Annotated in this window: 22 protein-coding genes and 1 riboswitch; of the genes, 12 read left to right on the plus strand and 10 right to left on the minus strand. The window is 71.4% G+C overall.

All coding sequences use genetic code 11. The features are described from left to right. Positions 1–24 precede the first annotated feature (24 nt). Entirely contained in the window at positions 25–1278 is a 1254-nt protein-coding gene (locus tag AW270_RS27700; RefSeq protein WP_061299030.1) for an FAD-binding oxidoreductase, read from the plus strand. 713 nt (positions 1279–1991) lie between these two features. Next, complete coding sequence (locus AW270_RS40700; RefSeq protein WP_061299031.1) at positions 1992–2711, plus strand: phospholipase A2; 720 nt, start codon at positions 1992–1994, stop codon at positions 2709–2711. 69 nt (positions 2712–2780) lie between these two features. On the opposite strand, the gene qcrB is transcribed toward AW270_RS40700, so the two are convergent. From qcrB to ctaE, 4 genes are read right to left on the minus strand one after another with little or no spacing between them, the layout of a single operon-like run. Then, positions 2781–4436 (minus strand): cytochrome bc1 complex cytochrome b subunit, encoded by a 1656-nt coding sequence (qcrB, locus tag AW270_RS27710; RefSeq protein ID WP_061299032.1) that lies wholly within the window; start codon positions 4434–4436, stop codon positions 2781–2783. Then, on the minus strand, positions 4433–5509 hold the full coding sequence (gene qcrA / locus AW270_RS27715) for a cytochrome bc1 complex Rieske iron-sulfur subunit (RefSeq protein ID WP_061299033.1): 1077 nt from the start codon (positions 5507–5509) through the stop codon (positions 4433–4435). The genes qcrB and qcrA overlap by 4 nt, the downstream gene beginning before the upstream one ends. Further along, complete coding sequence (qcrC, locus tag AW270_RS27720; protein WP_157522734.1) at positions 5506–6321, minus strand: cytochrome bc1 complex diheme cytochrome c subunit; 816 nt, start codon at positions 6319–6321, stop codon at positions 5506–5508. The genes qcrA and qcrC overlap by 4 nt, the downstream gene beginning before the upstream one ends. A gap of 17 nt (positions 6322–6338) precedes the next feature. Next, a complete protein-coding gene (gene ctaE / locus AW270_RS27725; RefSeq protein ID WP_082801881.1) occupies positions 6339–6959 on the minus strand; it encodes an aa3-type cytochrome oxidase subunit III in 621 nt (206 codons plus the stop codon). 137 nt (positions 6960–7096) lie between these two features. Between ctaE and AW270_RS27730 the strand changes: the two genes are divergently transcribed. From AW270_RS27730 to AW270_RS27740, 3 genes are all read left to right on the plus strand, one after another. Then, on the plus strand, positions 7097–7486 hold the full coding sequence (locus AW270_RS27730; RefSeq protein ID WP_061299036.1) for a type 2 periplasmic-binding domain-containing protein: 390 nt from the start codon (positions 7097–7099) through the stop codon (positions 7484–7486). A 25-nt stretch (positions 7487–7511) separates the two neighbouring features. Next, a complete protein-coding gene (gene trpD / locus AW270_RS27735; protein WP_061299037.1) occupies positions 7512–8558 on the plus strand; it encodes an anthranilate phosphoribosyltransferase in 1047 nt (348 codons plus the stop codon). 121 nt (positions 8559–8679) lie between these two features. Beyond that, positions 8680–9360, plus strand: coding sequence for a sensor histidine kinase (locus tag AW270_RS27740; RefSeq protein WP_061299038.1), 681 nt, complete (start codon positions 8680–8682; stop codon positions 9358–9360). Positions 9361–9443: 83 nt separating this feature from the next. On the opposite strand, the gene AW270_RS27745 is transcribed toward AW270_RS27740, so the two are convergent. The 5 genes from AW270_RS27745 to AW270_RS27765 all read right to left on the minus strand — a co-directional run bounded on the left by AW270_RS27745 (position 9444) and on the right by AW270_RS27765 (position 13143). Continuing rightward, complete coding sequence (locus tag AW270_RS27745; RefSeq protein ID WP_061299039.1) at positions 9444–10190, minus strand: SDR family NAD(P)-dependent oxidoreductase; 747 nt, start codon at positions 10188–10190, stop codon at positions 9444–9446. Between the two features lie 40 nt (positions 10191–10230). Continuing rightward, positions 10231–10518 carry an Lrp/AsnC family transcriptional regulator gene (locus AW270_RS27750; RefSeq protein WP_061299040.1) on the minus strand — a complete coding sequence of 96 codons (288 nt, stop codon included), beginning with the start codon at positions 10516–10518 and terminating at the stop codon, positions 10231–10233. A 27-nt stretch (positions 10519–10545) separates the two neighbouring features. Beyond that, the gene (locus AW270_RS27755) at positions 10546–12288 is read right to left on the minus strand and encodes a DEDD exonuclease domain-containing protein (protein WP_157522738.1); all 1743 of its coding nucleotides are present in this window, start codon (positions 12286–12288) and stop codon (positions 10546–10548) included. Between the two features lie 68 nt (positions 12289–12356). After that, a complete protein-coding gene (locus AW270_RS27760; protein ID WP_061299041.1) occupies positions 12357–12905 on the minus strand; it encodes a GNAT family N-acetyltransferase in 549 nt (182 codons plus the stop codon). A 28-nt stretch (positions 12906–12933) separates the two neighbouring features. Next, the gene (locus AW270_RS27765) at positions 12934–13143 is read right to left on the minus strand and encodes a hypothetical protein (protein ID WP_061299042.1); all 210 of its coding nucleotides are present in this window, start codon (positions 13141–13143) and stop codon (positions 12934–12936) included. 169 nt (positions 13144–13312) lie between these two features. On the opposite strand from AW270_RS27765, the gene AW270_RS27770 reads away from it, so the two are divergent. The 6 genes from AW270_RS27770 to AW270_RS27795 all read left to right on the plus strand — a co-directional run bounded on the left by AW270_RS27770 (position 13313) and on the right by AW270_RS27795 (position 20031). Then, positions 13313–14629 carry an NYN domain-containing protein gene (locus AW270_RS27770; protein ID WP_082801882.1) on the plus strand — a complete coding sequence of 439 codons (1317 nt, stop codon included), beginning with the start codon at positions 13313–13315 and terminating at the stop codon, positions 14627–14629. Positions 14630–14745: 116 nt separating this feature from the next. Further along, the gene (locus AW270_RS27775; RefSeq protein ID WP_061299044.1) at positions 14746–15708 is read left to right on the plus strand and encodes a C40 family peptidase; all 963 of its coding nucleotides are present in this window, start codon (positions 14746–14748) and stop codon (positions 15706–15708) included. 316 nt (positions 15709–16024) lie between these two features. Continuing rightward, positions 16025–16187, plus strand: a riboswitch (cyclic di-AMP (ydaO/yuaA leader). Positions 16188–16308: 121 nt separating this feature from the next. Next, a complete protein-coding gene (locus AW270_RS27780; protein ID WP_061299045.1) occupies positions 16309–16809 on the plus strand; it encodes a C40 family peptidase in 501 nt (166 codons plus the stop codon). 86 nt (positions 16810–16895) lie between these two features. Then, a complete protein-coding gene (locus tag AW270_RS27785) occupies positions 16896–17675 on the plus strand; it encodes a gluzincin family metallopeptidase (RefSeq protein WP_061299046.1) in 780 nt (259 codons plus the stop codon). Beyond that, positions 17657–18916, plus strand: coding sequence for a M48 family metallopeptidase (locus AW270_RS27790; RefSeq protein ID WP_245674888.1), 1260 nt, complete (start codon positions 17657–17659; stop codon positions 18914–18916). Before AW270_RS27785 ends, AW270_RS27790 begins: the two co-directional genes overlap by 19 nt. Then, on the plus strand, positions 18913–20031 hold the full coding sequence (locus AW270_RS27795) for a glycosyltransferase family 4 protein (RefSeq protein WP_061299048.1): 1119 nt from the start codon (positions 18913–18915) through the stop codon (positions 20029–20031). The genes AW270_RS27790 and AW270_RS27795 overlap by 4 nt, the downstream gene beginning before the upstream one ends. Here the strand turns inward: AW270_RS27795 and AW270_RS27800 are convergent. Beyond that, positions 20022–21767, minus strand: a complete 1746-nt coding sequence (locus tag AW270_RS27800; RefSeq protein ID WP_061299049.1) for an AMP-dependent synthetase/ligase — start codon at positions 21765–21767, stop codon at positions 20022–20024. The genes AW270_RS27795 and AW270_RS27800 overlap by 10 nt on opposite strands. A 183-nt stretch (positions 21768–21950) precedes the next feature. Here AW270_RS27800 and AW270_RS27805 point away from each other — a divergent pair, with 183 nt between their 5' ends. Next, complete coding sequence (locus tag AW270_RS27805) at positions 21951–22718, plus strand: metallophosphoesterase family protein (protein WP_218009365.1); 768 nt, start codon at positions 21951–21953, stop codon at positions 22716–22718. The last annotated feature ends 12 nt before the right edge of the window (positions 22719–22730 follow it).

A 22730-nucleotide genomic window follows, 5' to 3' on the forward strand; every position in this document is an offset into this window, starting at 1 on the left:
AGGGCACCATGGGACAACTCTCCCATGAACGAAATCACGGGTTTCAACCTCGCCGTCCGGCACCACCCCGCCCTCGTGGCCGAGGCCGAGACGGCCCAGGACGTGGCCGAGGCCCTCGCGTACGCGGCGTCGCGTGATCTTCCGGTGGCGGTCCAGGCGACCGGGCACGGGGCCGTCCAGGCCGCCGACGGGGCGGTCCTCATCCTGACCTCCCGGATGCGGTCGCTGACCGTCGACCCGGTGGAGCGCACCGCGACCGTCGGGGCGGGCTGCACGTGGGCGGAGGTCGTCCGGGCGGCGGCCCCCTTCGGGCTCGCGCCCCTGTGCGGGTCGGCCTCGGGGGTCGGCGCGGTCGGGTTCACGCTCGGCGGCGGCATCGGGCCGCTGGCCCGGACCTACGGCTTCGCGGCCGACCACGTCCGCAGTCTGACCGTGGTGACGCCGGACGGCGCCGTCCGGGTCGCCGACCCCGGCAGCGAGCCCGACCTGTTCTGGGCGCTGCGCGGCGGCAAGAGCGGCTTCGGCATCGTCACCTCGCTGACCGTCGAGCTGTTCCCGCTGGCCACCGTGTGGGGCGGCGGGTTCTACTTCGCCGCCGCCGACGCTCCCGCCGTGCTGCGGGCCTACCAGCGCTGGGCGCCCGGCCTGCCCGAGACGCTGACGACCTCGCTCGCCTTCCTGCGGCTGCCCCCGCTCCCGCAGCTCCCCCCGCCGCTGAGCGGACAGTTCGTGGCCCACCTGCGGGTCGCCTCGGTGGAGCCCCAGGAGGCGCTGCTGGCGCCGATGCTCGGGGTGGCCGAGCCGGTGCTCGGCGGGGTGGGGGAGCTGCCGTACACGCAGCTCGACCGCATCCACAACGACCCTGCCGACCCGATGCCGGCCGTCGAGCGCAGCACCCTGCTCCGCGAGCTGACCCCCGAGGCCGTCGAGACGCTGATCGCCGTCGCCGGACCCTCGGTGGAACTGCCGGTCCCGGTGGTCGAGATCCGCCACCTCGGCGGCGCGCTGGCCCGCGAACCGAAGGAGCCCAACGCGGTCGGCGGCCGGGACGGCGCCTTCAACGTGCTGGCCATCGGGCTGCCCGGGAGCGACCCCGGGGCGGTCGTGGGGGCGCTCGCGCCGTGGTCGACGGGGGGCTCGCTGATCAACATGCACGGCTCCGACCTGACCACGGTGGGCCGCGCCTGGCCGGAGGCGACGGCACGGCGACTGGCGGAGATCCGGCGGACCGTCGACCCGGGCAACCTGTTCCGGCTCGGGCACGTGGCTCCCCGGTAGTTCTCACTCCACATTTCGGTACGGAATTATGGAATAGCCTTTCATGGCTATTTTGTCACCTTAATTGAGGTGAATTCCGGCGTAGACTCCGGGCCGTGTCATCGCTGGTGAAAGCGGCCATCCGGGGTTCCCGAATTCTCTTTCGGGCGGCCGGTAAGAACAACATCTTCTGGGGCGAAAGGGGCGAATCCCGCGCCCCGGAACGGGAAAGCCGGCAAGGAGGGCCCCGCACCCCCGCCGGGCTCGTCGAGAGCGACGCCCGGCACCGGCCGTCCCCGGCCCCTTTTTCCGTCACCGGGGCCGACGATCGAGCGAACGCCGGGCGGCCCTCGGCCATCAGATGGCGGACCAGCCGCTCGACGCCCGCCGAGGAACCCCGGATCTGGCAGGTGGTCGCAGGGCGGGTCCGGCGCGCCGGGCATGGGGGGCTGGACCTGACGGAGTGGGCGGTCACAGGGCGGTCCCAACGCGCCGCGTTTGGGGGGCTGGATCCGAGCGAGCGGACGCTCGCAGGGCGGGTCCAACCCGCCGGGCATCTAGGGCGGGACCAGAGCTGGCGGGTGTTGGCGGTGCGGCTGCAACGTTCTGGGTGTGTGGGGCAGGTCTCGCGCGGGCGGGGCTGGAGGGACTGGAACGTCCTGGTGTCTGTCTTGTCGTGGTTTGGAACGGTCCCACAATGTCGAGGGGCGACGGTGAGGCGCCTACTGTCACGCATGGGGGTGGCTTCGGGGCTGGTGCTGGCTTCGCTGGTGGCGCCTGCCGTCGCGGTGGCCGACGATGAACCCGCTGAGCCTCTGGCCAAGACCGACTGGCATCTGTTCGAGATCCCGCTCGGTGAGTTCGTCGAGCGGCTGGGGCGGGAGGACCGGGACGGGCGGCTGATCTGGCGGGCCGACGGCTGCACGTTCACGGACACGGGGACCTTCGTCTTCGCCGACGCCTGCCGGCGGCACGACTTCGGCCACCGCAACTACGTCGCGCAGGGGCGGTTCACGACTGCGGGCCGCAAGCGGATCGACGACCGGTTCCGGGAGGACCTGGAGGCCGTCTGCGACGGCTACACGGGCTGGCGGTCCGAGCGGGCCGCCGCCTGCCGGGCCGCCGGGGCGGTCCTCCACGACCTGGTGCGTTCGGTGGGCCGCGCCCGGCCCGCCGCGGTCGTCTCCCAGTCGGGGCGGACGATCCGGCTCCACGTCAGCGTGGACGAGCCCGCCGCCGTGGCGCACCTCGCCGGGGGCGTCCCCGGCGACTGGGTGTGGGTGGACCGTTCCTGGGACTCCGGGGCGAGCTGGAGCCAGCTCGGCCCCACCCAGGTCCGGCGGCCCGCCACGAGCGCGGTCACGCCGCCCATCTGGTCCCACTACGTCAGCCTGCGCGCCTGCGGGCTCGTCCACGGCGGCCGGGTCGCCTGCACTCGGTGGATCGCGCCCTGACGCAGGTCGTACAGACGGAAAAAGAAGAAGACCCGGAGCGGGAGGCTCCGGGTCTTCTCCGTGGAACGGCTAGTGCAGTTCGCGCGGCTTGTCGCCCGCGCCGACCGCGGCGTGGTCGTCACCGTGACCGTCACCGTGACCGTTACCGTGGCCGTTGTGGCCGTGGCCGTCGAGCGGCACGTGGTCGGTGCCGTAGAACTTGCTGGCCTTGGCGCGGAGCTTGCCGATCGGGTTGCGGACGCCCTTCGGCGGGATCCCGTCCTTGTCCTCGTCGCCGTCGACGATCGGGATCTCCTTCTTGCCGCGGACGTGGTCGGCGAGGTCCTCCGCCAGGGGCGTGTGGACCTCGATGTACTCGCCGTGCGGCAGGCGCTTGATGACGCCGGACTCCACGCCGTGGGACAGGATGTCCTGGTCCTTGCGCTGGAGGCCGATGCAGATCCGGTAGGTGATCCAGTAGGCCAGCGCCGGGCCCAGGAAGATCGCGAACCGGCCGATGATCGTCGTCTCGTAGAGGCCGATGTGGAAGTAGGCCGAGATCCAGTCGTTGGCGCCCAGCAGCCACAGGATGCCGTAGAACGTCACGCCCGCCATGCCGATCGAGGTGCGGACCGGGGCGTTGCGGGGACGGTCGACCAGGTGGTGCTCACGACGGTCGCCGGTGATCCACTGTTCGGCGAACGGGTAGACCGCCAGGCCCGTCATGATGATGCCCATCGGGACCAGCGCCGGGATCAGCACGCTGAGCGGCACCGTGTGGTCGAGGAAGTTGATCTCCCACGACGGCATCAGCCGCAGCGCGCCCTCCAGGAAGCCCATGTACCAGTCGGGCTGCGACCCCGCCGAGATGTCCGCCGGGGTGTACGGGCCGAACAGCCAGATCGGGTTGATCTGGGCGAACGTCCCGAGACCCGCGACGGCCGCGAACGTGAACAGGAAGTAGGCGCCGGCCTTGGCCATGAAGGCCGGGTAGAACGGCGCGCCCACCACGTTGTGCTCGGTGCGGCCCGGGCCGGGCATCTGGGTGTGCTTCTGCACCCACATCAGCACCATGTGGGCCGAGATGAGCGCCAGCAGGATGCCGGGGATCAGCAGGATGTGCAGCGAGTAGAACCGCGAGATGACGTCCTCGCCCGGATATTCCCCGCCGAACAGGAAGAACGTGATGTACGTGCCCACGATCGGCAGCGAGATCGCCACACCCTCGGTGATCCGCAGACCCGCGCCGGAGAGCAGGTCGTCGGGGAGGGAGTAGCCGGTGAGGCCCTCGGCCAGCGCCAGCGTCAGCAGCAGCACGCCGATGATCCAGTTGAGCTCACGCGGCTTGCGGTAGGCGCCGGTGAAGAAGACGCGCAGCATGTGGACCGTCATGCCGGCCACGAACAGCAGGGCCGCCCAGTGGTGGATCTGCCGGATCAGCAGACCACCCCGGACCTCGAAGCTGATGTGCAGCGTCGAGGCGTAGGCCTCCGACATCCCCACGCCCACGAGCGGCTGGTAGGAGCCGTCGTAGATGACGTGCTGCATGCTCGGCTTGAACCAGAACGTCAGGAACGTGCCGGTGAGCAGCAGGATGATGAAGGAGTAGAGCGCGATCTCGCCGAGCAGGAACGACCAGTGGTCGGGAAAGACCTTGCGCAGGTTCCGCTTCAGGAAGCTGCCCGCGCCGAGCCGGTCGTCGAGGTAGGTCGCGGTGCCCGCGATGGGCTTCGGAGTCTCGTTCACGACTGGTTCCCCCTGGCTTCCCGGGCGTCGGCCTCGGCGTCGCCGCGCTCCCAGAAGCTGGGACCGACGGGGACGTCGAAGTCGGCCTGGGCGATGAGGTAGCCCTGGCCGTCGACACCGATCGGCAGCTGCGGCAGCGGCCGGGCGGCCGGGCCGAAGATGACCCGCGCCCCGTCGGTCGCGTCGAAGGTCGACTGGTGGCAAGGGCACAGGATGTGGTGGGTCGTCTGCTCGTAGAGCGCCGCGGGACAGCCGACGTGGGTGCAGATCTTCGAGTAGGCGACGATGCCGTCGTAGGTCCAGTTCCTGATCGTGCCCGACTTCAGGTCCTCGGGACGGAACTTGATCAGGATCAGCGTGGCCTTGGCGAGGGCGTTGAGGTCGTGCTCGTACCCTTCGGGCACGACCGACAGGATGCCGCCCGGCGAGTCGAAGTCGGAGGCCAGGATCGGCTGTCCGGTGCCTTCGACGACCAGCTTCATGCCCTTCTTCCACACCGTGTGGCGCAGCGAGGTGCCGGGCAGCGGGCCGAGGTCCTTGAGCAGCACCAGCGGGGCCAGGCCGAGCGGCGCCGCCGCCAGCAGCAGCGTGCGGCGCATCATCTTGTGCTTGACGAAGCCGCTCTCGTTGGCCCCCGCGCGGAACGTCTCGTCGACGTAGCCGCGGGTGTCGTCGTCGGAGCGCATCTCGTGGCGCTCCTGGACGAGGTTGTATTTCGGCATCATCCGCCGGACCCACACCACCACGCCCGAGGACAGCGCCAGCAGCGCCACCGTCAGGCTGCCGCCGAGCGCGAGGTTCGACGCGGCGGTGGAGTCGATGTCGCCGACCTGGAAGATCACGTAGGAGGCGATGAAGGCGATGCCCGCCAGGAAGGCGACGAAGAACAGCAGGGTGACGACCCGCTCGGCCTTGCGGGCGTCGGCGGGGTCGGGGAGCGTCACGCCGGGCGTCTCCACCTCGGCCTTGGCCGGGCGGGTGCCGAGTACGGCGGTTCCCTGAGCCGGGGTGCCGATGACGCGACGCGGGACACGCGTCTCGTCATCGGGGCCGGGAAGCTCTTTATCGGTCATTTTGATGTTCTCTTACGCTTCTTGGCGGTGATCCAGATGGCGGTGAGGGACATGAAGGAGATCCCGGCGATCCACGCGACCAGGCCTTCGCTGACCGGGCCGATGCGGCCGAGCCCGAAGCCGCCCGGGTCGACCTGCTCGCGCACGCCGACGATGTAGGCGATCATGTCGCGCTTCTGCTCGGGCGTGATGATCGAGTCGTTGAAGACCGGCATCGCCTGGGGGCCCGTGACCATCGCCTCGTAGATCTGCTCGGGCGTGGCCGGGTTCAGGTTCGGGGCGTACTTGCCGTAGGTGAGACCGCCGCCGGCGCCGACGAAGTTGTGGCACTGGATGCAGTTCGCGCGGAACAGCTCACCGCCCTTGGCGGCGTCGCCCTTGGCCGGGTCGACCATGTCGGCGGTGGGCACCGTGGGGCCGCCGCCGAGGCTCTGCACGTAGGCGGCCAGCTGCCGGACGGCCTCGGGTGTCACCCACTCGCCGAGCGGCTTGCGCGGGGCCTGCGAGCTCGGGTCGGCGGCCGGCATGCGGCCGGAGCTCACCTGGAAGTCGACCGCGGCGGCGCCCACGCCCACGAGCGTCGGGCCCATGGAGGTGCCCTCGGCGTTCAGGCCGTGGCAGCTCGCGCAGTGGGCCACGAACAGGCTCTTGCCCTCGGCCACGTCGTCGGCCTTGCCCGACGCGACCGCCGCGTCGGCGGTGCTGTCACTGGGCGCCGCGGCGGCGTATACCCCGCCCAGCAGCCCCAGCGCGAGCGCCACGACCGCGAGGCGCGCGAGGGGATGCCGCCGTCGCGCGGTGATGGAGTTCACCGAAATCCCCGTTCCGATCATTTGATGATGTAGATGGTCGCGAAAAGGCCGATCCAGACGACGTCGACGAAGTGCCAGTAGTAGGACACGACGATCGCGCTGGTGGCCTGCTCATGCGTGAAGCGCTTCGCGGCGTACGTGCGTCCCAGAAGGAAGAGGAACGCGATCAGACCACCCGTCACGTGCAGGCCGTGGAAGCCCGTGGTCAGGTAGAACACCGAGCCGTAGGCGTCGGAGGAGAGGGTCGTGCCCTCGTGAACCAGCTCGTTGTACTCGATCAGCTGCCCGGCGACGAAGACCGCGCCCATGAGGAAGCTGATGAAATACCACAGCCGGAGCTTCTTGACCTGGCCCTTTTCCGCGGCCCACACGCCGAACTGGCATGTCACCGAGGACAGCACCAGGATGATCGTGTTGACCGTCGCGAACGGGACGTTCAAGTGGGCGCCCGGCCAGCTCGCTGGGTCCTGGCCGACGCTCACAGAGCGGATGGTGAAGTACATCGCGAACAGCGCCGCGAAGAACATGAGCTCAGAGGACAGCCAGATGATCGTCCCGACGCTGACCAGGTTGGGCCGGCGCGACGAGTGGGCTGTCGTCGTCGTAGTAATTGCGGATGCTGTCGCCACGCCCGTCATTATTGCGGCTCGTGAGGCCGGGTCGGCGCACGGCCCCCCGATAGGGGGTGCGCGACGCGGCGAAGGGCGGGATGTCGACGGCCGCTCAGGGCCGATAGCATCCCTGGTGACCCTACCCGGTGACTGGAGTGCGCAACATGAAGGTTCTCGTCTACAGCGACGACGCGGCCACCCGTGAGAAGGTGCGGCTGGCCATCGGCCGCCGGCCCGCCGCCGACCTGCCGCTGGTGGAGATCGTCGAGTGCGCGACCCAGGCGGCAGTGGTCCGCAAGCTCGACTCGGGGGAGATCGACATCGCGATCCTCGACTCCGAGGCCGCGCCGGCCGGTGGCATGGGCATCGCCAAGCAGGCCAAGGACGAGGTCCACGACTGCCCGCCCATCTGCCTGATCATCGCCCGGCGTGACGACCGCTGGCTGGCGAACTGGTCGCGGGCCGACGCCGTGATCTCCCAGCCGCTCGACCCGATGATCGTCGCCGAGACGATCGCCGGGCTGATGCGCGGGCGGCTGCCCGCCGTCTCCTGACATCCCTATATCCATAAGGACCGCCATGGACGCCCGTACCACCTGGCCCTCGCTGCTCAACGCGCTGCTCGCCGGTGAGCACCTGACCGCCGACGAGACCTCGTGGGCGATGGGCGAGATCATGTCGGGCGCGGCCACCCCGTCCCAGATCGCGGCGTTCGTCGTCGCGCTGCGGGCCAAGGGGGAGACCGTCGCCGAGGTGTCCGGGCTGGCCCGGCACATGTTGTCTATCGCCACCCCCCTCAAGATCGAGGGTCCGGCGGTCGACGTCGTCGGCACCGGCGGCGACCGGGCCCACACGGTGAACGTCTCGACGATGGCCGCCGTCGTGGTGGCCGCGGCGGGCCCCAGGGTGATCAAGCACGGCAACCGGGCCGCCTCGTCCAAGTGCGGCGCGGCCGACGTGCTGGAGCACCTCGGCGTCGTGATCGACCTGTCGCCCGAGGCGACCGTCGAGGTGGCGCAGGAGGCCGGCATCGCGTTCTGCTTCGCGCCGGTCTACCACCCGTCGATGCGCTTCGCCGGGCCGACCCGCAAGGAGATCGGCGTCCCGACGGTGTTCAACTTCCTCGGCCCGCTGACCAACCCGGCCCGCCCCTCGGCGCAGGCCATCGGGGTCTTCGACCAGCGCATGCTGCCGGTCATGGCGGGCGTGTTCGCCGAGCGCGGCGTGTCGGCGCTGGTCTTCCGGGGCGACGACGGCCTCGACGAGCTGTCGACGGCCGCCCCCTCGACCGTGTACGTCGTGGCCGACGGCGTCTCGACCAAGACGACCTTCGACCCGGCCGACATCGGCATCGCCCGCTCGCAGCCCGCCGACCTGAAGGGCGGCGACGTCGCCTTCAACGCCGGAGCGGTCCACGACCTGGTCCGCGGCAAGACCGGCCCGGTCCGCGACGCGGTGCTGCTGAACGCCGCCGCCGCCCTGGTGGCCAGCGAGGGCCCGACGGCCGACGACCTGACCGGGCGGATCGCTGCCGCCTACGCCACGGTCGGCCAGGTGGTCGACTCCGGCGCCGCCGCGACCCTGCTCGACCGCTGGGTCGAGGTCTCCCAGCGCCTGCGCGGCTGAGTCCCGCCGGCGGGGGCCTCCGGCGACCCGGAGGTCCCTCCCGCGGGTAATCCCCTGGGCTGACCCACGCTCACCTCCTGGGAGGACGTCCCGGGGGCGGGCGGCGGCTTAGATTTCCGGCATGATGCGCCTCTTCGCCCGCCTGGTCCGTCCGGTCCGACGCCGGTCGGCGGATCCCGCCGACGCCGTGACCCGGGAGCGGCTCAGGATCGCCGAGGAGCTCCACGACGTCGTGGCCCACGACCTGAGCGTGCTCACCCTGGGGGTGGGCGCAGGCCGGGTCATCATGGACCGCGACCCCGAGCGCGCCCGGCAGACGCTCCGCGACGCCGAGGAGGCCGGCCGCCAGGCGCTGACGGATCTCCAGCGCGTCGCGGGGCTGCTGCGGTCGGGGAGCGCCACGACCACCGGCCCCCAGCCCACCCTCGGCGCGCTGCCCGCCCTCTTCGACCGCTTCCGCGCCGCCGGGCTCTCGGTCGCTTTCTCCGAGGACGGCCCCCGCCGGCCCAGCCCGGTCCTGGAGCTCTCCGCCTACCGCATCGTGGAGGAGGCCCTGGTCAACGCGCTGGAGCACGGCTCGGCGCGGAAGGCGCAGGTGCGTCTTCGCTGGCAGGGCGGGGTGGTGGAGCTGTGCGTCCAGGACGACGGCGGCCCGAGGGAGCGCCTCCTGGGCATCTGGGAACGCGCCGCCCTCTTCGGCGGCTCCGTCACCTCGGGCCCGGTCCAGGGCGGCTTCGAGATCCGGGTACGCCTGCTGACCGGAGGCCGCACCCGGGCCCTGACCGGGGACCGCACGGGCTGACGCCCGGCGTCGCCACCCGAGGGTGACCGAGCAGGCCAGGCCCGAGCCGCGTCCCGCCGGGCCCTCAGAAGGTGGTAGGGGCCTCAGACGAGTTCCAGGCCGCCGTCCACGGTGAGGATCTGGCCGGTCAGCCAGGTCGCCGACGGGTCGGCCAGCCGGAGGATCCAGGTCGCGACCTCGCCGGGGTCGCCGCGGCGGCCCAGGGGGATGCGGGCGGCCTCGTCGGACTTGATCTGTTCGACGGTCGCGGCGGGCAGGCCGGCGGCGGTGAGGGCCTCGCTCTCGGTGGGGCCGGGGGCGACGGCGTTCACGCGGACCCCTGTGGGGGCCAGTTCCAGCGCCCAACTGCGGGTGAGTTGTTCGACGGCGGCCTTGGTCGCGGCGTAGTGGGCGCCGCCGGGCAGGGGGCGGTGGCCGAAGGTGCTGCTGACGTTGACGACGCAGCCCGCGGTCGCGCGCAGGTGGGGCAGGGCGTGCCGGGCGAGCAGACTCGGGGCCGTGACGTTGAGCGTGAACAGATCGGCGACGCCGTCGGCGGTCGTCTCGGCCAGCGGCATGATCTTCGTGGCCCCGGCGTTGTTGACCAGGACGTCGAGCCGGCCCCAGCGGGCGACGGCCGCCGAGACGATCTCCTCGGGCGCTGCGGGATCGCGCAGGTCGGCGACGTGGACGCTGATCGCCTCGTCGCGGCCCGCCGTCCCGGCGAGGGCCTCGCGGCGGCGGCCGACGCCCAGGACGAGCGCGCCCGCGCCGGCGAACAGCCGGGTGGTCGCGCGGCCGATGCCCGATCCGGCGCCGGTGACGATGACGGTTCTGCCGGTGAAGTCCATGGTCCCTCCGAGGTTCGGTGCCGGGGGGACGGTCAGGAATCTAGTCGGCGTCGGGGAGGCCGATGGAGAAGGCGGCCTCCAGGTCGTGGCGGCTGTAGGTCCGGAAGGCGATGTGGGTGTCGGTGGCGCGGACGCCCTCGATCTTGTTCAGCCGCCCCGGCACGACTTCGGCGATCTCCTCGTAACGGGCGACGCGGACCATGGCCATTAGGTCGAACTCGCCGGTGATCGAGTAGACCTCGCTGACGCCCGCGAGCCCGGCGATCGCCTGGGCGACCTCGGGGATCCGGTCGACGTCGGCCTTGATGTGCACGATCGCGGTGACCAAAGCGTGCTCCTTTCCGAGGGCCCCAACCTATCGCAGCGGTCTGCCCTCCCTCGCTGAGCGGGAACCCCCCTGGTCGTACGCCCGGTCGATGCGCCCCTTGAGCCGGGCGGCGCCGAACGCGGGCAGGCTCCAGCCCCCGTCGACCCTGACCAGCCGGACCCCCGGCGACTCCAGCCAGCGCAGGATCGTCTCGGTCTCCTCGGCGCTGGCCGCGGGGGTGGGGCCGGGACCGGGGAAGACCGTCTCGGCGGTCGCGACCAGGGCCTCGACGTAGGGGACCGGGTGGGCGCCGCGCGGCATCACCCCGGCGGCGGCGAGCCGGCCGTGGCGGATGACGTGGATGTCCCAGGCGCCCTCCTTGCCGGGGCTGGCGGCGACCATCTGGCCGATGCTCGTCAGGCCGGTCAGCCGCTGCATCCGGGCGGCGGCGCGGACGTAGGCGGCCAGGCGGTCGCGGTCGACCGCCGCCTCCTCGTAGCGCTGCTCGGACGACAGGCGGTCCATCCGCGCCTCGACGGCGGAGAACACGCTGCTCCCGTCGACCAGCATGGCGTGGCGGGCCGCCGCGACGTGGCGGGCGTAGTCGTCGAGGCTCTCCCGGCCCTCGCACGGGGCGCCGCACTTCCCGATCTCGGCCAGCGCGCAGGCGCTGCGCCGGACCGTGAGGGACAGGCGCTCGGTGCACTGGCGCAGCGGGAGCGCCTCGTGGATGGCGGTGCGGGCGTCGTCGGCGGTGCGGCTGCTGCCGAACGGGCCCAGGTAGGTCGCGCCGTCGTCCTTCAGGTCGCGCACGATGCTCAGGCGGGGGAACGGCTCGTCGGTCAGCTTCAGCCAGACGACCCGCTCGGGGAAGCGGGACCGCCGGTTGTAGCGGGGCTTGGTCTCGCCGATCATGCGTAACTCGCGGATCTCCGCCTCCAGCGGGGTCGCGCACACGATGTGGCGGACCCGCTCGGCGATGCCGACCATCTCCCGGACCCTCGGCCGGGTCTCGCTGGCGGTGAAGTAGCTCCTGACCCGGGTCCGGAGACTGCCCGACTTGCCGACGTAGAGCGCCTCGCCGCGGGCGTCTTCGAAGACGTAGACCCCCGGCTTGTCGGGCACGCCGTCGGCCAGGTGGCGCTTGCGGCGCTGCTCGGGGGTGGGCATCCGGACGAAGCCCTTGAGCTCCTCCAGCGTGTGGACGCCCAGGTTGCCGACCCGGCCGATCAGCCCGTGGAGCACGTCGACGGTGGCCTGGGCGTCGGCCAGGGCGCGGTGGCAGGGCTCGGTGGAGCTGCGGAAGTGGCGGGCCAGGGTGGCGAGCTTGCAGTTGGGGGTCTCGTCGCGGGTCAGCACCCGGCGGGCCAGGTCGGCGGTGTCGACGACCGCGTTGACCGGCGGCGGATAGCCCTGGCGGGCGCACTCGGCCTTGAGGAAGCCCATGTCGAACGGGGCGTTGTGGGCGACCAGGGCGGCGCCCTTGACGAACTCCAGGAAGCTCGGCAGCACCTCGGTCATCTTGGGGGCGGCGACGACCATCGCGTCGGTGATGCCGGTGAGCACGGAGACGAACGGGGGGATCGGGCCGCCGGGGTCGACCAGGGTGGCGAACTCGCCCAGCACGACGCCGCCGCGCACCTTCACCGCGCCGATCTCGGTGATCGCGCACTCGGCGGGGGAGGTGCCGGTCGTCTCCAGGTCGAACACCACGAAGGTGACGTCGACGAGGGGGGTCCCCAGATCGTCCAGCGTGCCCTGTTCCACGCAGACGACCTTAGAGACCCCCACCGACACTTCTTCTTCGAGGCAGGTTCACGGCGCGAGACGCGACCGGCCTTCGGCCGGCCGCGTCTCGCTTAGAAGTCGCGCCGCAACATCGCGTAGACGATCTCGTCGGTCCACTCGCCCTTGACGATCTCGTTCTCCACGAAATGGGCCTCCCGGCGCATGCCGAGCCGTTCCATCACCTTGGTCGAGGCGGTGTTGCGGCCGTCGCAGCGGGCCACGATCCGGTGCAGGCCGAGGCCCTCGAAGCCCAGCCGGAGCACCTCCCGCGCCGCCTCGGAGGCGTAGCCCCTGCCGTGGTGGCCGGGGTGGAAGACGTAGCCGATCTCGCCCTGGCGGTGTTCGCGGCTGCGCCAGAACAGGAGCACCTCGCCGATCAGCTCGCCGGTCTCGCGGAGGGTGACGGCGAGGCAGAGCACCTGGCCCTCGTCGGTGAGCTCGGTGACGGCCGCCTTGTCGGCCAGCACGGTCCGCACCTGGTCGAGGTCGCGCGGCTCCCAGTAGAGGAAGCGGGCGACGTCGGGGCGGGAGTAGAAGGAGTGGAGCTCGGTCAGGTCGTCGAGGGTGAAGGGGCGCAGCACCAGGCGGGAGGTCTCGACGGGCAGCGAGGGCTTGAACATCCGTGCAGGGTAAACCTGGACAAACAGCTCAGGCGACTTCTTTGTCGAGGCGCGCCGCGACGATCGTGGCCTCCGTCGACAGGGCGGCCAGCAGGGCCCGGTGGCGGTGGAGCTCGACGTCGAAGCGCCGGGCGGCCGGGCCGGTCCATCGGGGGAAGGCCCGCAGCGCCCGCACGGGTTCCAGCACGTCGTCCATCTCGGCGGCGAGCCGCCGCAGATGGTCACTCGCGATCGTCACGCCTGTCATTGTGACATCACGTGACCATTCCTTGACGTAACGTGAGCGATTTATGAGACAAGTGGTTCGTGTCCTACTTGCTCCCTGTTGGCGTCGCTGAACGTGATGTAGTGGACTCGCAGAGCCGTACTCTTGAATGAACGACCAGGACAGGAAGAGAGCAGCAGGGATGAGTTCAGCCGGAGAGGGCCTGTCTCGTCCCCTGCCCGAGCAGGTGCGAACACACGTCGTCGAACTGGCGGCCCAGGTGCTCGGGACGATGCCCGCCGCGGCCGTGCCGGCGCCGCTTCGCGCGGTGGCCCGCTTCGAGCCCCGCAAGCGCGCCCGCCTGGGGTCGGCCCCCATCGCGGCCCAGCTCGAGAACGACAAGAAGTTCCGCGAACTGGTCGCCGAGTCGCTCACCCAGGCCTGGCCCGAGCTGGTCGCCTCGCTCGCCGAGGAGACGGTGCCGCCCGCAGCCGAGCCCGTGCTGGTCGCGGCGGCAGCCTATCTGACCCGTCCGCCCGGATGGGCCGGGATGGTCGAACTGGCGCGCGAAGACCTCGACCAGGCCGCCGCCCTCGACACGCAGCGTGAGCAGGCCGAGGGACGGCTGAAGGAGCAGCTCGCCCAGCAGCGCACGGCCGCCAAGGAGGAGATCGACCGCGTCCGCGACCAGCTCAAGGCCGCCCGCGCGGAGAACACCGACCTGCGCCGCAAGCTCCACGACGCCCGCGAGCGGGTCAGGGCCGCCGAGCAGCGGGCCGGGGAGCTGGAGGCGGCCACCGCCGAGGCCCGCGCCCGGGTCGCCGGGGCCGGGGCCGCCGCCGAGACCGAGGTCCGCCGCCTCAAGGAGCGCCTGGCCGAGGCCGAGCGCCATCTGGAGGCCAGCCGCCGCGCCGCCCGCGAGGGCCGCAGCGTCGAGGACGCGCGCATCCGGGTGCTCATGGACGCCCTGGAAGACGCCGCCAAGGGCCTGCGCAAGGAACTGGCGCTGCCCACCACGATCAACAGGCCGGCCGACTACGTCGCCGCCGTCAGCGGCACCGCCCCCTCGGTCCGCGACGTGCCGGCCCGCGCGCTGGCCGACGACGACCCGCAGCTGCTCGACCAGCTCCTGGCGATACCCAACCTCCACCTGATCATCGACGGCTACAACGTGACCAAGGCCGGCTACGGCAAGCTCACCCTCGCCGACCAGCGGCAGCGGCTGCTGACCGGGCTCGGCGGGCTGGCCGTCCAGGTGCGGGTGGAGATCACGTGCGTCTTCGACGGCGCCGAGCTCGACGGACCTGTACAGGTGTCGGCTCCCCGGGGGGTGCGGGTGGCGTTCAGCGCGCCCGGTCAGATAGCCGACGACCTCATCCGGGAGATGGTCCGGATCGAACCGCAGGGCCGGGCCATCGCGGTCGTGTCGTCCGACCGGGAGGTCGGAGTCTCTGTCCGAAAAATGGGCGCGCGTCCGGTTCCTTCCGTTCTGCTCCTCCGCCGCCTTGGCCGTGCGTGATCACGCTGTAGCCAACCGTGATGACCTGCGCGAATAGTGGCGAATCGGTTGAGGGTACATGATCGGCTGAGTAAAGTCCCGACCCAGGTCTGTCCGGTATGGAAGGGGTTTCGGGCGTGCGTGGGCGGGTACCGGCCGTAGCCGGTTTTGCGGCGTTCGTACTGCTTCTTCCGATCGCGGGAGCGGCGGCCGATCCAAAGCCGACCATCCCCCAGGCGAAGGCGAAGCTGGCCAAGCTGAACAAGCAGGCCGACCAGCTGGTCGAGGACTACAACCAGGCCAACGAGAAGTACAAGAAGTCGAAGAAGAAGTACGGCCTGATCAACGCCTCCTTCAAGAAGCAGAACGTGAAGGTCGAGACGCTCCGCGTCGGCGTGGTGGGCCTGGCGGTCTCCAGCTACCAGACGGGCGACGTGCGCGGCCTGAGCGGCATGTTCGGCAGCCCCGACCCCCAGCTCGCGCTCAGCGGCATGGCGATCCTCAACCAGCTCGCCACCAGCCGCCAGCTCCGCCTCGCGGAGTACGAGGGCGCCATCGCGGGCCTGAAGCAGCAGCGCGACGATCTCCAGGCGGCCCTCAAGGAGGACACCGAGATCCGCGCCGACCTGGCGGCCAAGAAGAAGAAGACCGACAAGATGGTCGACGAGCAGATGAAGCTGCTCCGCGAGCTGGGCGCCTTCAACCCGGGCAACCCGCAGAGCACCGGACAGGTCTACTCCGGCCCCGCCTCCGGCAACGCCCGCGCCGCGCTCGACTTCGCCTTCGCCCAGATCGGCAAGCCCTACCAGTACGGCGGCACCGGCCCCGGCGCGTGGGACTGCTCGGGGCTGGTCCAGGCCTCCTGGCGGGCCGGCGGCGTCAGCCTGCCCCGCACCAGCTACGAGCAGTGGGCCTGGGGCAAGAACCGCCAGGTGGCGATCAGCGACCTGCAGGCCGGGGACCTGGTCTGGCACAGCGGTTTCGGTCATGTCGGTCTCTACACCGGCCAGGGCTCCGTCGTGCACGCCCCGCAGACCGGCGACGTGGTGAAGGTCACCCCCCTCGCCCAGTACAACCCCGATAAGGCTGTGCGTCCTTAAGCGAGACGCGGACGGCCGAAGGCCGGCTGTGGCTCGCGCGGGGGAATCTGCCTCGGGAAGCAACGTGTCGTTTGGGGCTTTTTTCGGGTTGTGAGCCAAGGGGTGTGACCAGAGTCACATCAACCCCTCAATTCCCGGCATATGCAGGCGTTTTCGAATAGCGCGCACGTTTACCTGATCTTTATCTTTCGCCAAAACTTTGCCGTCTTATGGCGGAGTCGGTAACTTCTGGCCTCGCGACGAGCAAGCCATGCCGTCCGAGGAGAGTCCGGCCCGTGGGCCGCGATGTCTTAATAAAGATCCATGTGTCGCCCATCACGCGACACGGCCGAATCCGTGCAGCCAGGAGGCATGGAACCGGGGACCCAAAAGGCTCCCCAGAGGAGCCAACGGGGTGAATCGGCGTGAATATCGCGTCGTAGGGCGCCTTCCCTGCCCGAATCCGTCAGCTAACCCGGTAGGCATCAGAGGAAGATCCAAGGAGCAATCCTGTCCACCACCCCCGCATGTCTGTCCCGCATCGCCCGCATCTCCCTTGGCGGCGTCGCGCTCACGGCCTCGGTCGGAGCGGTCGCGGCGCCACCCGCGCGGGCCGATGAGGTGACGGTCACCGTCACGAACACCACGGCGGTCCCGGTCTCGGGAGAGGCGGCGCCCGCCGCTCCCTCGGCCACCAAGAGCCAGTCCCGGAGCAAGTCGGCCAAGCGGGTCAAGAAGCTGAGCAAGGCCCAGCGTCAGCGGGTCCTGGCGACCAAGGCGGTCGCCATCGCGAAGAAGCAGATCGGCGACCCCTACCGCTGGGGCGCCACCGGCCCCGGCGCGTTCGACTGTTCCGGCCTGGTCCAGTTCGCCTGGCGCAAGGCGGGCGTCAAACTGCCCCGTACCACCTGGTCCATGAAGAGCTCGGTGAAGAAGAAGATCAGCTGGAAGGCGATGGAGCCGGGCGATCTCGTTTTCACCAGCGGCGGCGGCCACGTGGGCATCTACGTCGGCCACGGCAAGATGGTCCACTCCCCGAACTCCGGTTCGCGGGTGCGGATCGACAAGCTGGACACCTACCGCAAGCGCACCTTCGTGGGCGCGGTCCGGCCCGGGTTCTAACCAGCCCGGCGAAGTACCGATCGGCCCCGTCCGCCACCTTCCCGGCGGGCGGGGCCGCGGTGTTTTCGTTTGTAGTATCCGTTGACATGCGGTTCCTGGTCACGGTCGGTGCGCTGCTGGCCGTCCTGTCCGCCGGGCAACCCCCGAAGGTCCTCTACGGCCAGAGCTGGCCCCTCGCCGTCCGGGGAGACCATGTCCGGGTGCTGGCGGCCGACGGCCGCTTCCCCGATCTGGCGGAGGAGGCCGACCGGGCGGCCGAGGCCGTGCGGCGCGTCTGGGGGTCCGAGGTGACCGCGACGATCCTGGCCCCCGCGACGACCGAGCGGGCCGCCGAGATCGCCCGCCCGGCCCCGGTGACGGGCATGGCCGCCCTGGCGGGGCCGGGTTTCGTGGTGATCGAACCGGGCAGCTGGGCGTCGTTGTCGCCCCAGGGGAGGGTGATCGTGCTGGCCCACGAGCTCACCCACGTCGCCACCGGCGCGGCGACGAGCGCGGGCATCCCGATGTGGCTGGTGGAGGGCTACGCCGACTACGTCGGCTACCGTGACAGCGGCCTCCCGACCGCGACGATCGCCGCCGAGCTCGCCGCAGACCCCAGCGCGCCGCGGGAGCTGCCGGGCCCGGAGGACTTCCGCGCCGGGGGCGCGCGGGTCCCGCAGGCCTACCAGGAGGCGTGGCTGGCCTGCCGCTACATCGCCGAGCGCTACGGCGAGCCGAGACTGACCGCGCTCTACCGCGCGGCCCTGGCCGATCCGGCCACGGCCCTCGAACGGACGCTCGGCGTCGGGGAGCCCGAGCTGACCGCGGCGTGGGCAGACTACGTGATACGAAGTGTTCCGGAGGCGGAGTGGAACGTACGGGGATGAGGGCGGCGGCGGTCGCCCTGGCGGGGCTCGGGGTGGCGATCGTCGCCGTGGTGGCGGTGACCACGCCCTGGCGCGCGCTTCCGGCCGGGGCGCCGCGGGCGGCGCCCGACCCGGCCCGTGACTTCGGGGCCGCCCAGATCGCCCGCGCCGACGCCTTCGACGCCGCGACGAGCCTGCCGTCCTACCTGGCGCTCGGCGTCTCGCTCGTGATCGCCGGGGTGCTGGTCTCGACCCCGCTCGGGGCGCGGCTGATCGGGCGGCTGCCGTTCCGGGCGGGATGGCTGCGGGCGCTCACCGGGATCGCCGGGGTCTACCTGGTGTCCCTGGTGCTCCGCTGGCCGCTCGGCATGTGGTTCGAGACGATCCTGCGCGACTACGGCCTGTCCACCCAGACGTGGGGCACCTGGAGCGCCGACCGGCTGAAGAACTTCGCCCTCCAGCTGCTGCTGTCGGCGGTGATGGTCCTGGTGGTCATCGCGCTGGCCCGCCGGTGGCCGCGCCGCTGGTGGATCCCGGCCTCGGTGGGGGCCTTCACGCTGACGCTGGCGCTGTCGTTCCTCTACCCGATCGTGGTGGAACCGGTCTTCAACGACTTCCGGCCCCTCCCGCAGGGCCAGCTCCGCGACAGCCTGCTGGCGATGGCCGACCGCGACGGGGTGCCGGTCGACGACGTGCTGGTCGCCGACGCCTCTCGCCGGACGACCGCGCTCAACGCCTACGTCTCGGGCTTCGGCGCGACCCGCCGCATCGTCGTCTACGACACGCTGCTGGAGGTGCCCGAGCCGGAGATCGAGCTGATCGTCGCCCACGAGCTCGGCCACGCCAAGACCGACGACGTCCTCCACGGCACCCTCGTGGGGGCGCTGGGGGCGGCGTTCGGGGCGTGCGCGCTGTTCGTGGCGGGCAACCTGCTGCGGCGGCGGACGGGGGTGCCCTCGCTCGGCGACCCGAGGGCGGCGGCGCTGCTGGTCGGGCTGGTCTCGCTCGCCACCGTGCTGTCGGGCCCGGCGCAGAACCTGGTCAGCCGGCACATCGAGGCGCGCGCCGACGTCCACGCGCTGGAGCTGACCGAAGACCCGGCCACGTTCGCCGCCATGCAGCGCAACCTGGCCCTCCGCAACATCTCCGACCTGAGCCCGTCCCCGCTGGAGTACGTGCTCTACTCCTCCCACCCCACCGGGCCGCAGCGCATCGCGATGGCCCGGTCGTGGGCCCTGTTTCACGGGCAGCCGGTGCCGTGACGCGGGTCGTGGTGGTCACCAACGACTTCCCGCCGCGCTCGGGCGGCATCCAGTCGTTCGTCCACGCCCTGGCCGTCCGGCTCCCGGCCTCCTCCGTGGTCGTGTACGCCCCCCGCTGGGAGGGCTGCGCCGAGTTCGACGCCCGGCAGGGCTACCGGGTGGTGCGCCACCCGACGAGCCTGATGCTGCCGACGCCCGACGTCGCCCGGCGGGCCGGGGAGCTGGTCCGGCCGGGCTCGACCGTGGTCTTCGGGGCCGCCGCGCCGCTCGGCCTGCTCGGCGGGGCGCTGCGGGCCGCCGGGGCCGAACGGGTGGTCATGCTGACCCACGGCCACGAGGCGTCGTGGGCCCGGCTGCCCCTCGCGGGCGGGCTGCTGCGGCGCATCGGAGCCCACGCCGACGTGGTGACCTATCTCGGCGACTACACCCGGCGTCACCTGTCGGGCCGCATCCCGGCCGGGAAGCTCGCCCGGCTCGCCCCCGGGGTCGACACGTCGGTCTTCCGGCCCGGTGCGGGCGGTGCGCGGGTGCGCGCCGAGCTCGGGCTCGGGGACCGGCCCGTGGTGGTCTGCGTGTCGCGGCTGGTCGCCAGGAAGGGGCAGGACCGGCTGATCGAGGCGTGGCCCGAGGTGGCCCGTGCCGTACCGGAAGCGGCTCTGCTGCTGGTCGGCGGCGGGCCGGGGCGGGCGGCGCTGGAGCGCGCGGCGCGGGGGCGCGAGGACATCCGGTTCGCCGGGCCGGTGGCCGACGGCGACCTGCCCGCCTACTACGACGCCGGAGACGTGTTCGCGATGCCCTGCCGGACCCGCCTGGGCGGGCTCGACGTCGAGGGGCTCGGCATCGTCTACCTGGAGGCCTCGGCCAGCGGGCTGCCGGTGGTGGCCGGGTCGTCGGGCGGCGCGCCCGACGCGGTCAGGCACCGCGAGACGGGGCTGGTGGTCGACGGCGGATCGGCGCGGCAGATCGCCGCCGCGCTGATCCAGCTGCTGAGGAACCCCGAGGCCGCGCGGGCCATGGGCGCGCGCGGCCGGGAGTGGATCGAGCGGGAGTGGACCTGGGACCAGGTCGCCGCCCGCTTCGGGGAGCTGCTGACGGCGCCGGTCGGTCAGCCGTAGATCTCCTCGACCTGCTTGGCGTAGTCGCGCATCACGATGTTGCGCTTGAGCTTCAGCGACGGGGTCAGGTGGCCGGACTCCTCGGTCAGGTCGCCGTCGAGGATGGTGAACTTCTTGATCTGCTCGGCCTTGGACACCATCTTGTTGGCGTTGTCGACCGCGCCCTGCACCTCGGCCCTGATCTGCTCCTCGGTCAGCTCGACCCCGGCCATGGCCTCGGGGTCGAGGGTGACCAGCGCGGCCACGAACGGCCTGTCGTCGCCGATGACCAGGACCTGGCTGATCAGGCGGTGGGCCCGGATGCTGTCCTCCAGCGGGCCCGGCGCGACGTTCTTGCCGGCCGCGGTGACCAGGATCTCCTTCTTGCGGCCGGTGATGCGCAGGTAGCCGTCGGCGTCGAGCTCGCCGACGTCGCCGGTGTGGAACCAGCCCTGCGCGTCGATGACCTCGGCGGTCGCCTTCTCGTTGTTCCAGTAGCCGTCGAAGATGTGGCGGCCCTTGACCAGGATCTCCTTGTCGTCGGCGATCCGGACCGTGACCCCCGGGAACGGCTTGCCGACGGTGCCGATCTTGTTGGCGCCCGGGATGTTGACCGTGGACGGCGCGGAGGTCTCCGTCAGGCCGTAGCCCTCCAGGACCTCGATGCCGACGCCGCGGAAGAAGTGGCCGAGGCGCTCGCCCAGCGCGGAACCGCCCGAGACGGCGTTGGTCAGGCGGCTGCCGGTGGCGGCGCGCAGCTTGGTGTAGACGAGCTTGTCGAACGCGGCGTGCTTGAGCCGCAGGCCGAGCCCGGCGCCGCCGGAGGCCTGCGCCTTGCTGTAGTCGATGGCGACCTGGGCGGCGGTGGCGAAGATCTTGCCCTTGCCGTCGGCGGTGGCCTTCTGCTCGGCGCCGTTGTAGACCTTCTCGAACACGCGCGGCACGCCCAGCAGGAACGTCGGCTTGAACGCCTGGAGGTCGGGAGCCACGTTCTTCATGTTCGGCGTGTGGGCCAGGACGGTGCCGGTCTCCACGGTCACGATCTCGACCATGCGGGCGAAGCTGTGCGCGAGCGGCAGGAACAGCAGCACGGCCCGCTCGTCGATCGAGAACATCTTCTCGAGCGGCCCCTGCGACACGTTCCGCGCGGTGAACAGCAGGTTGTCGTGGGTGATCCGGCAGCCCTTCGGCAGGCCGGTCGTGCCCGAGGTGTAGATGATCGTGGCCAGGTCGTGGCCGCCCCGGGAGGTCCGGCGCTCGGTCAGGGTCTCGTCGGGGACGTCCCGGCCTGCTTCGATCAGCGCGTCGACCGCGCCCTCGTCGAAGGTCCAGACGTGGGGCAGGTCGGGCGCGGCCTCGCGGACGGTCTCCACGTGGGCGGCGGTCTCGGTGAAGGCGCCCTTGGCGCCGGAGTCGGAGAGGATCCAGCGCACCTGCTCGGTCGAGCTGGTCTCGTAGATCGGGACGCTCACGCCGCCCGCGGCCCAGATGGCGTAGTCGGCGACCGTCCACTCGTAGCGGGTGCGGCTCATCAGGGCCACCCGGTCGCCCGGCTCGACGCCGGTGGCGATGAGGCCCTTGGCGACGCCGGCGACCCTCTGCCGGAAGTCGGCGGCCGTCACCGGATTCCAGTCGGCGCCGTCCTGCACCTTCATCACGACGGCGTTCGGGGTGTCGGCGGCCCGCTGGAACACCGCATCGGTGCAGTTGGCCGACAAGGGAACGTCCACCAGCACGGGAACGGTGTACTCCTGCACGTGCTCTCCTCTGGGACCCGGCTCGGTCAGGTTGCCCGGGACGCTACCGCGTGACACGAACGGTGGATAGTGCCGTCACACAGGCGTTATCCGGTCAATCGCACGGTATCAGTCCGTGACCGCCCGAATCCTCAATGGCACCAGACCGTAACCAAGCGATTGCTCGGGAATATCATGTCGGCCATGCGCATCAACGTCGTCAGCGACGTCCACGGCCGTGCCGACGCCCTCGCCAAGGCGGGAGAGGGCGCCGACGCCCTGATCTGCCTCGGTGACCTGGTGCTGTTCATCGACTACGCGGACATGTCCCAGGGCATCTTCCCCTCGCTGTTCGGCGTGGAGCGGGCGACGGAGTACGTCCGGCTGCGCACCGAGAAACGCTTCAACGAGGCCAGGGTCATGTCGGCGGCCCTGTGGGCCGAACTCGGCGGCGATCCGCGCGCCCACATCGAGAAGCAGGTGCGGGCCCAGTACGCCGACCTCTTCGCCGCCATGCCGGTGCCCTCCTACCTGACCTACGGCAACGTCGACGTGCCGTCGCTCTGGGCCGAGTACACGCGGGAGGGGCAGACCGTCCTCGACGGCCAGACGGCCGAGATCGGCGGCCTGACCTTCGGCTTCGTCGGCGGCGGGCTGCAGACCCGCTACCGCACGTCCTACGAGCTCGCCGACGAGGTCTACGCCGCGAAGGTCGCCGCGCTCGGCCCGGTCGACGTGCTCTGCACGCACATCCCGCCCGCGGTGCCCGACCTGCTCTACGACGTGGTGGCCCGGCGCTTCGAGCGGGGCAGCGAGGCCACCCTTGACTACATCAGGGAGTTCCAGCCCCGGTACGCCCTCTTCGGGCACGTCCACCAGCCGCTGGTGCCCCGGACGCGGATCGGCCGTACCGAATGCCTCAATGTCGGGCATTTCCGGGGACGCGGCACACCGTTCACCCTGGACCTGTGAGCTAAGGTCGGG

Origin of the sequence: Herbidospora cretacea (genome assembly GCF_001570605.1) — a bacterium.
Taxonomy (GTDB): domain Bacteria; phylum Actinomycetota; class Actinomycetes; order Streptosporangiales; family Streptosporangiaceae; genus Herbidospora; species Herbidospora cretacea.

What these genes read in the sequence shown, in the direction of transcription:
- AW270_RS27700 (WP_061299030.1), top strand. Translation starts at nt 25, where the DNA reads ATGAACGAAATCACGGGTTTCAACCTCGCCGTCCGGCACCACCCCGCC.
- AW270_RS40700 (WP_061299031.1), top strand. Translation starts at nt 1,992, where the DNA reads ATGGGGGTGGCTTCGGGGCTGGTGCTGGCTTCGCTGGTGGCGCCTGCC.
- qcrA (WP_061299033.1), bottom strand. Translation starts at nt 5,509, where the DNA reads ATGACCGATAAAGAGCTTCCCGGCCCCGATGACGAGACGCGTGTCCCG.
- ctaE (WP_082801881.1), bottom strand. Translation starts at nt 6,959, where the DNA reads ATGACGGGCGTGGCGACAGCATCCGCAATTACTACGACGACGACAGCC.
- AW270_RS27730 (WP_061299036.1), top strand. Translation starts at nt 7,097, where the DNA reads ATGAAGGTTCTCGTCTACAGCGACGACGCGGCCACCCGTGAGAAGGTG.
- trpD (WP_061299037.1), top strand. Translation starts at nt 7,512, where the DNA reads ATGGACGCCCGTACCACCTGGCCCTCGCTGCTCAACGCGCTGCTCGCC.
- AW270_RS27740 (WP_061299038.1), top strand. Translation starts at nt 8,680, where the DNA reads ATGATGCGCCTCTTCGCCCGCCTGGTCCGTCCGGTCCGACGCCGGTCG.
- AW270_RS27745 (WP_061299039.1), bottom strand. Translation starts at nt 10,190, where the DNA reads ATGGACTTCACCGGCAGAACCGTCATCGTCACCGGCGCCGGATCGGGC.
- AW270_RS27760 (WP_061299041.1), bottom strand. Translation starts at nt 12,905, where the DNA reads ATGTTCAAGCCCTCGCTGCCCGTCGAGACCTCCCGCCTGGTGCTGCGC.
- AW270_RS27770 (WP_082801882.1), top strand. Translation starts at nt 13,313, where the DNA reads ATGAGTTCAGCCGGAGAGGGCCTGTCTCGTCCCCTGCCCGAGCAGGTG.
- AW270_RS27785 (WP_061299046.1), top strand. Translation starts at nt 16,896, where the DNA reads ATGCGGTTCCTGGTCACGGTCGGTGCGCTGCTGGCCGTCCTGTCCGCC.
- AW270_RS27805 (WP_218009365.1), top strand. Translation starts at nt 21,951, where the DNA reads ATGCGCATCAACGTCGTCAGCGACGTCCACGGCCGTGCCGACGCCCTC.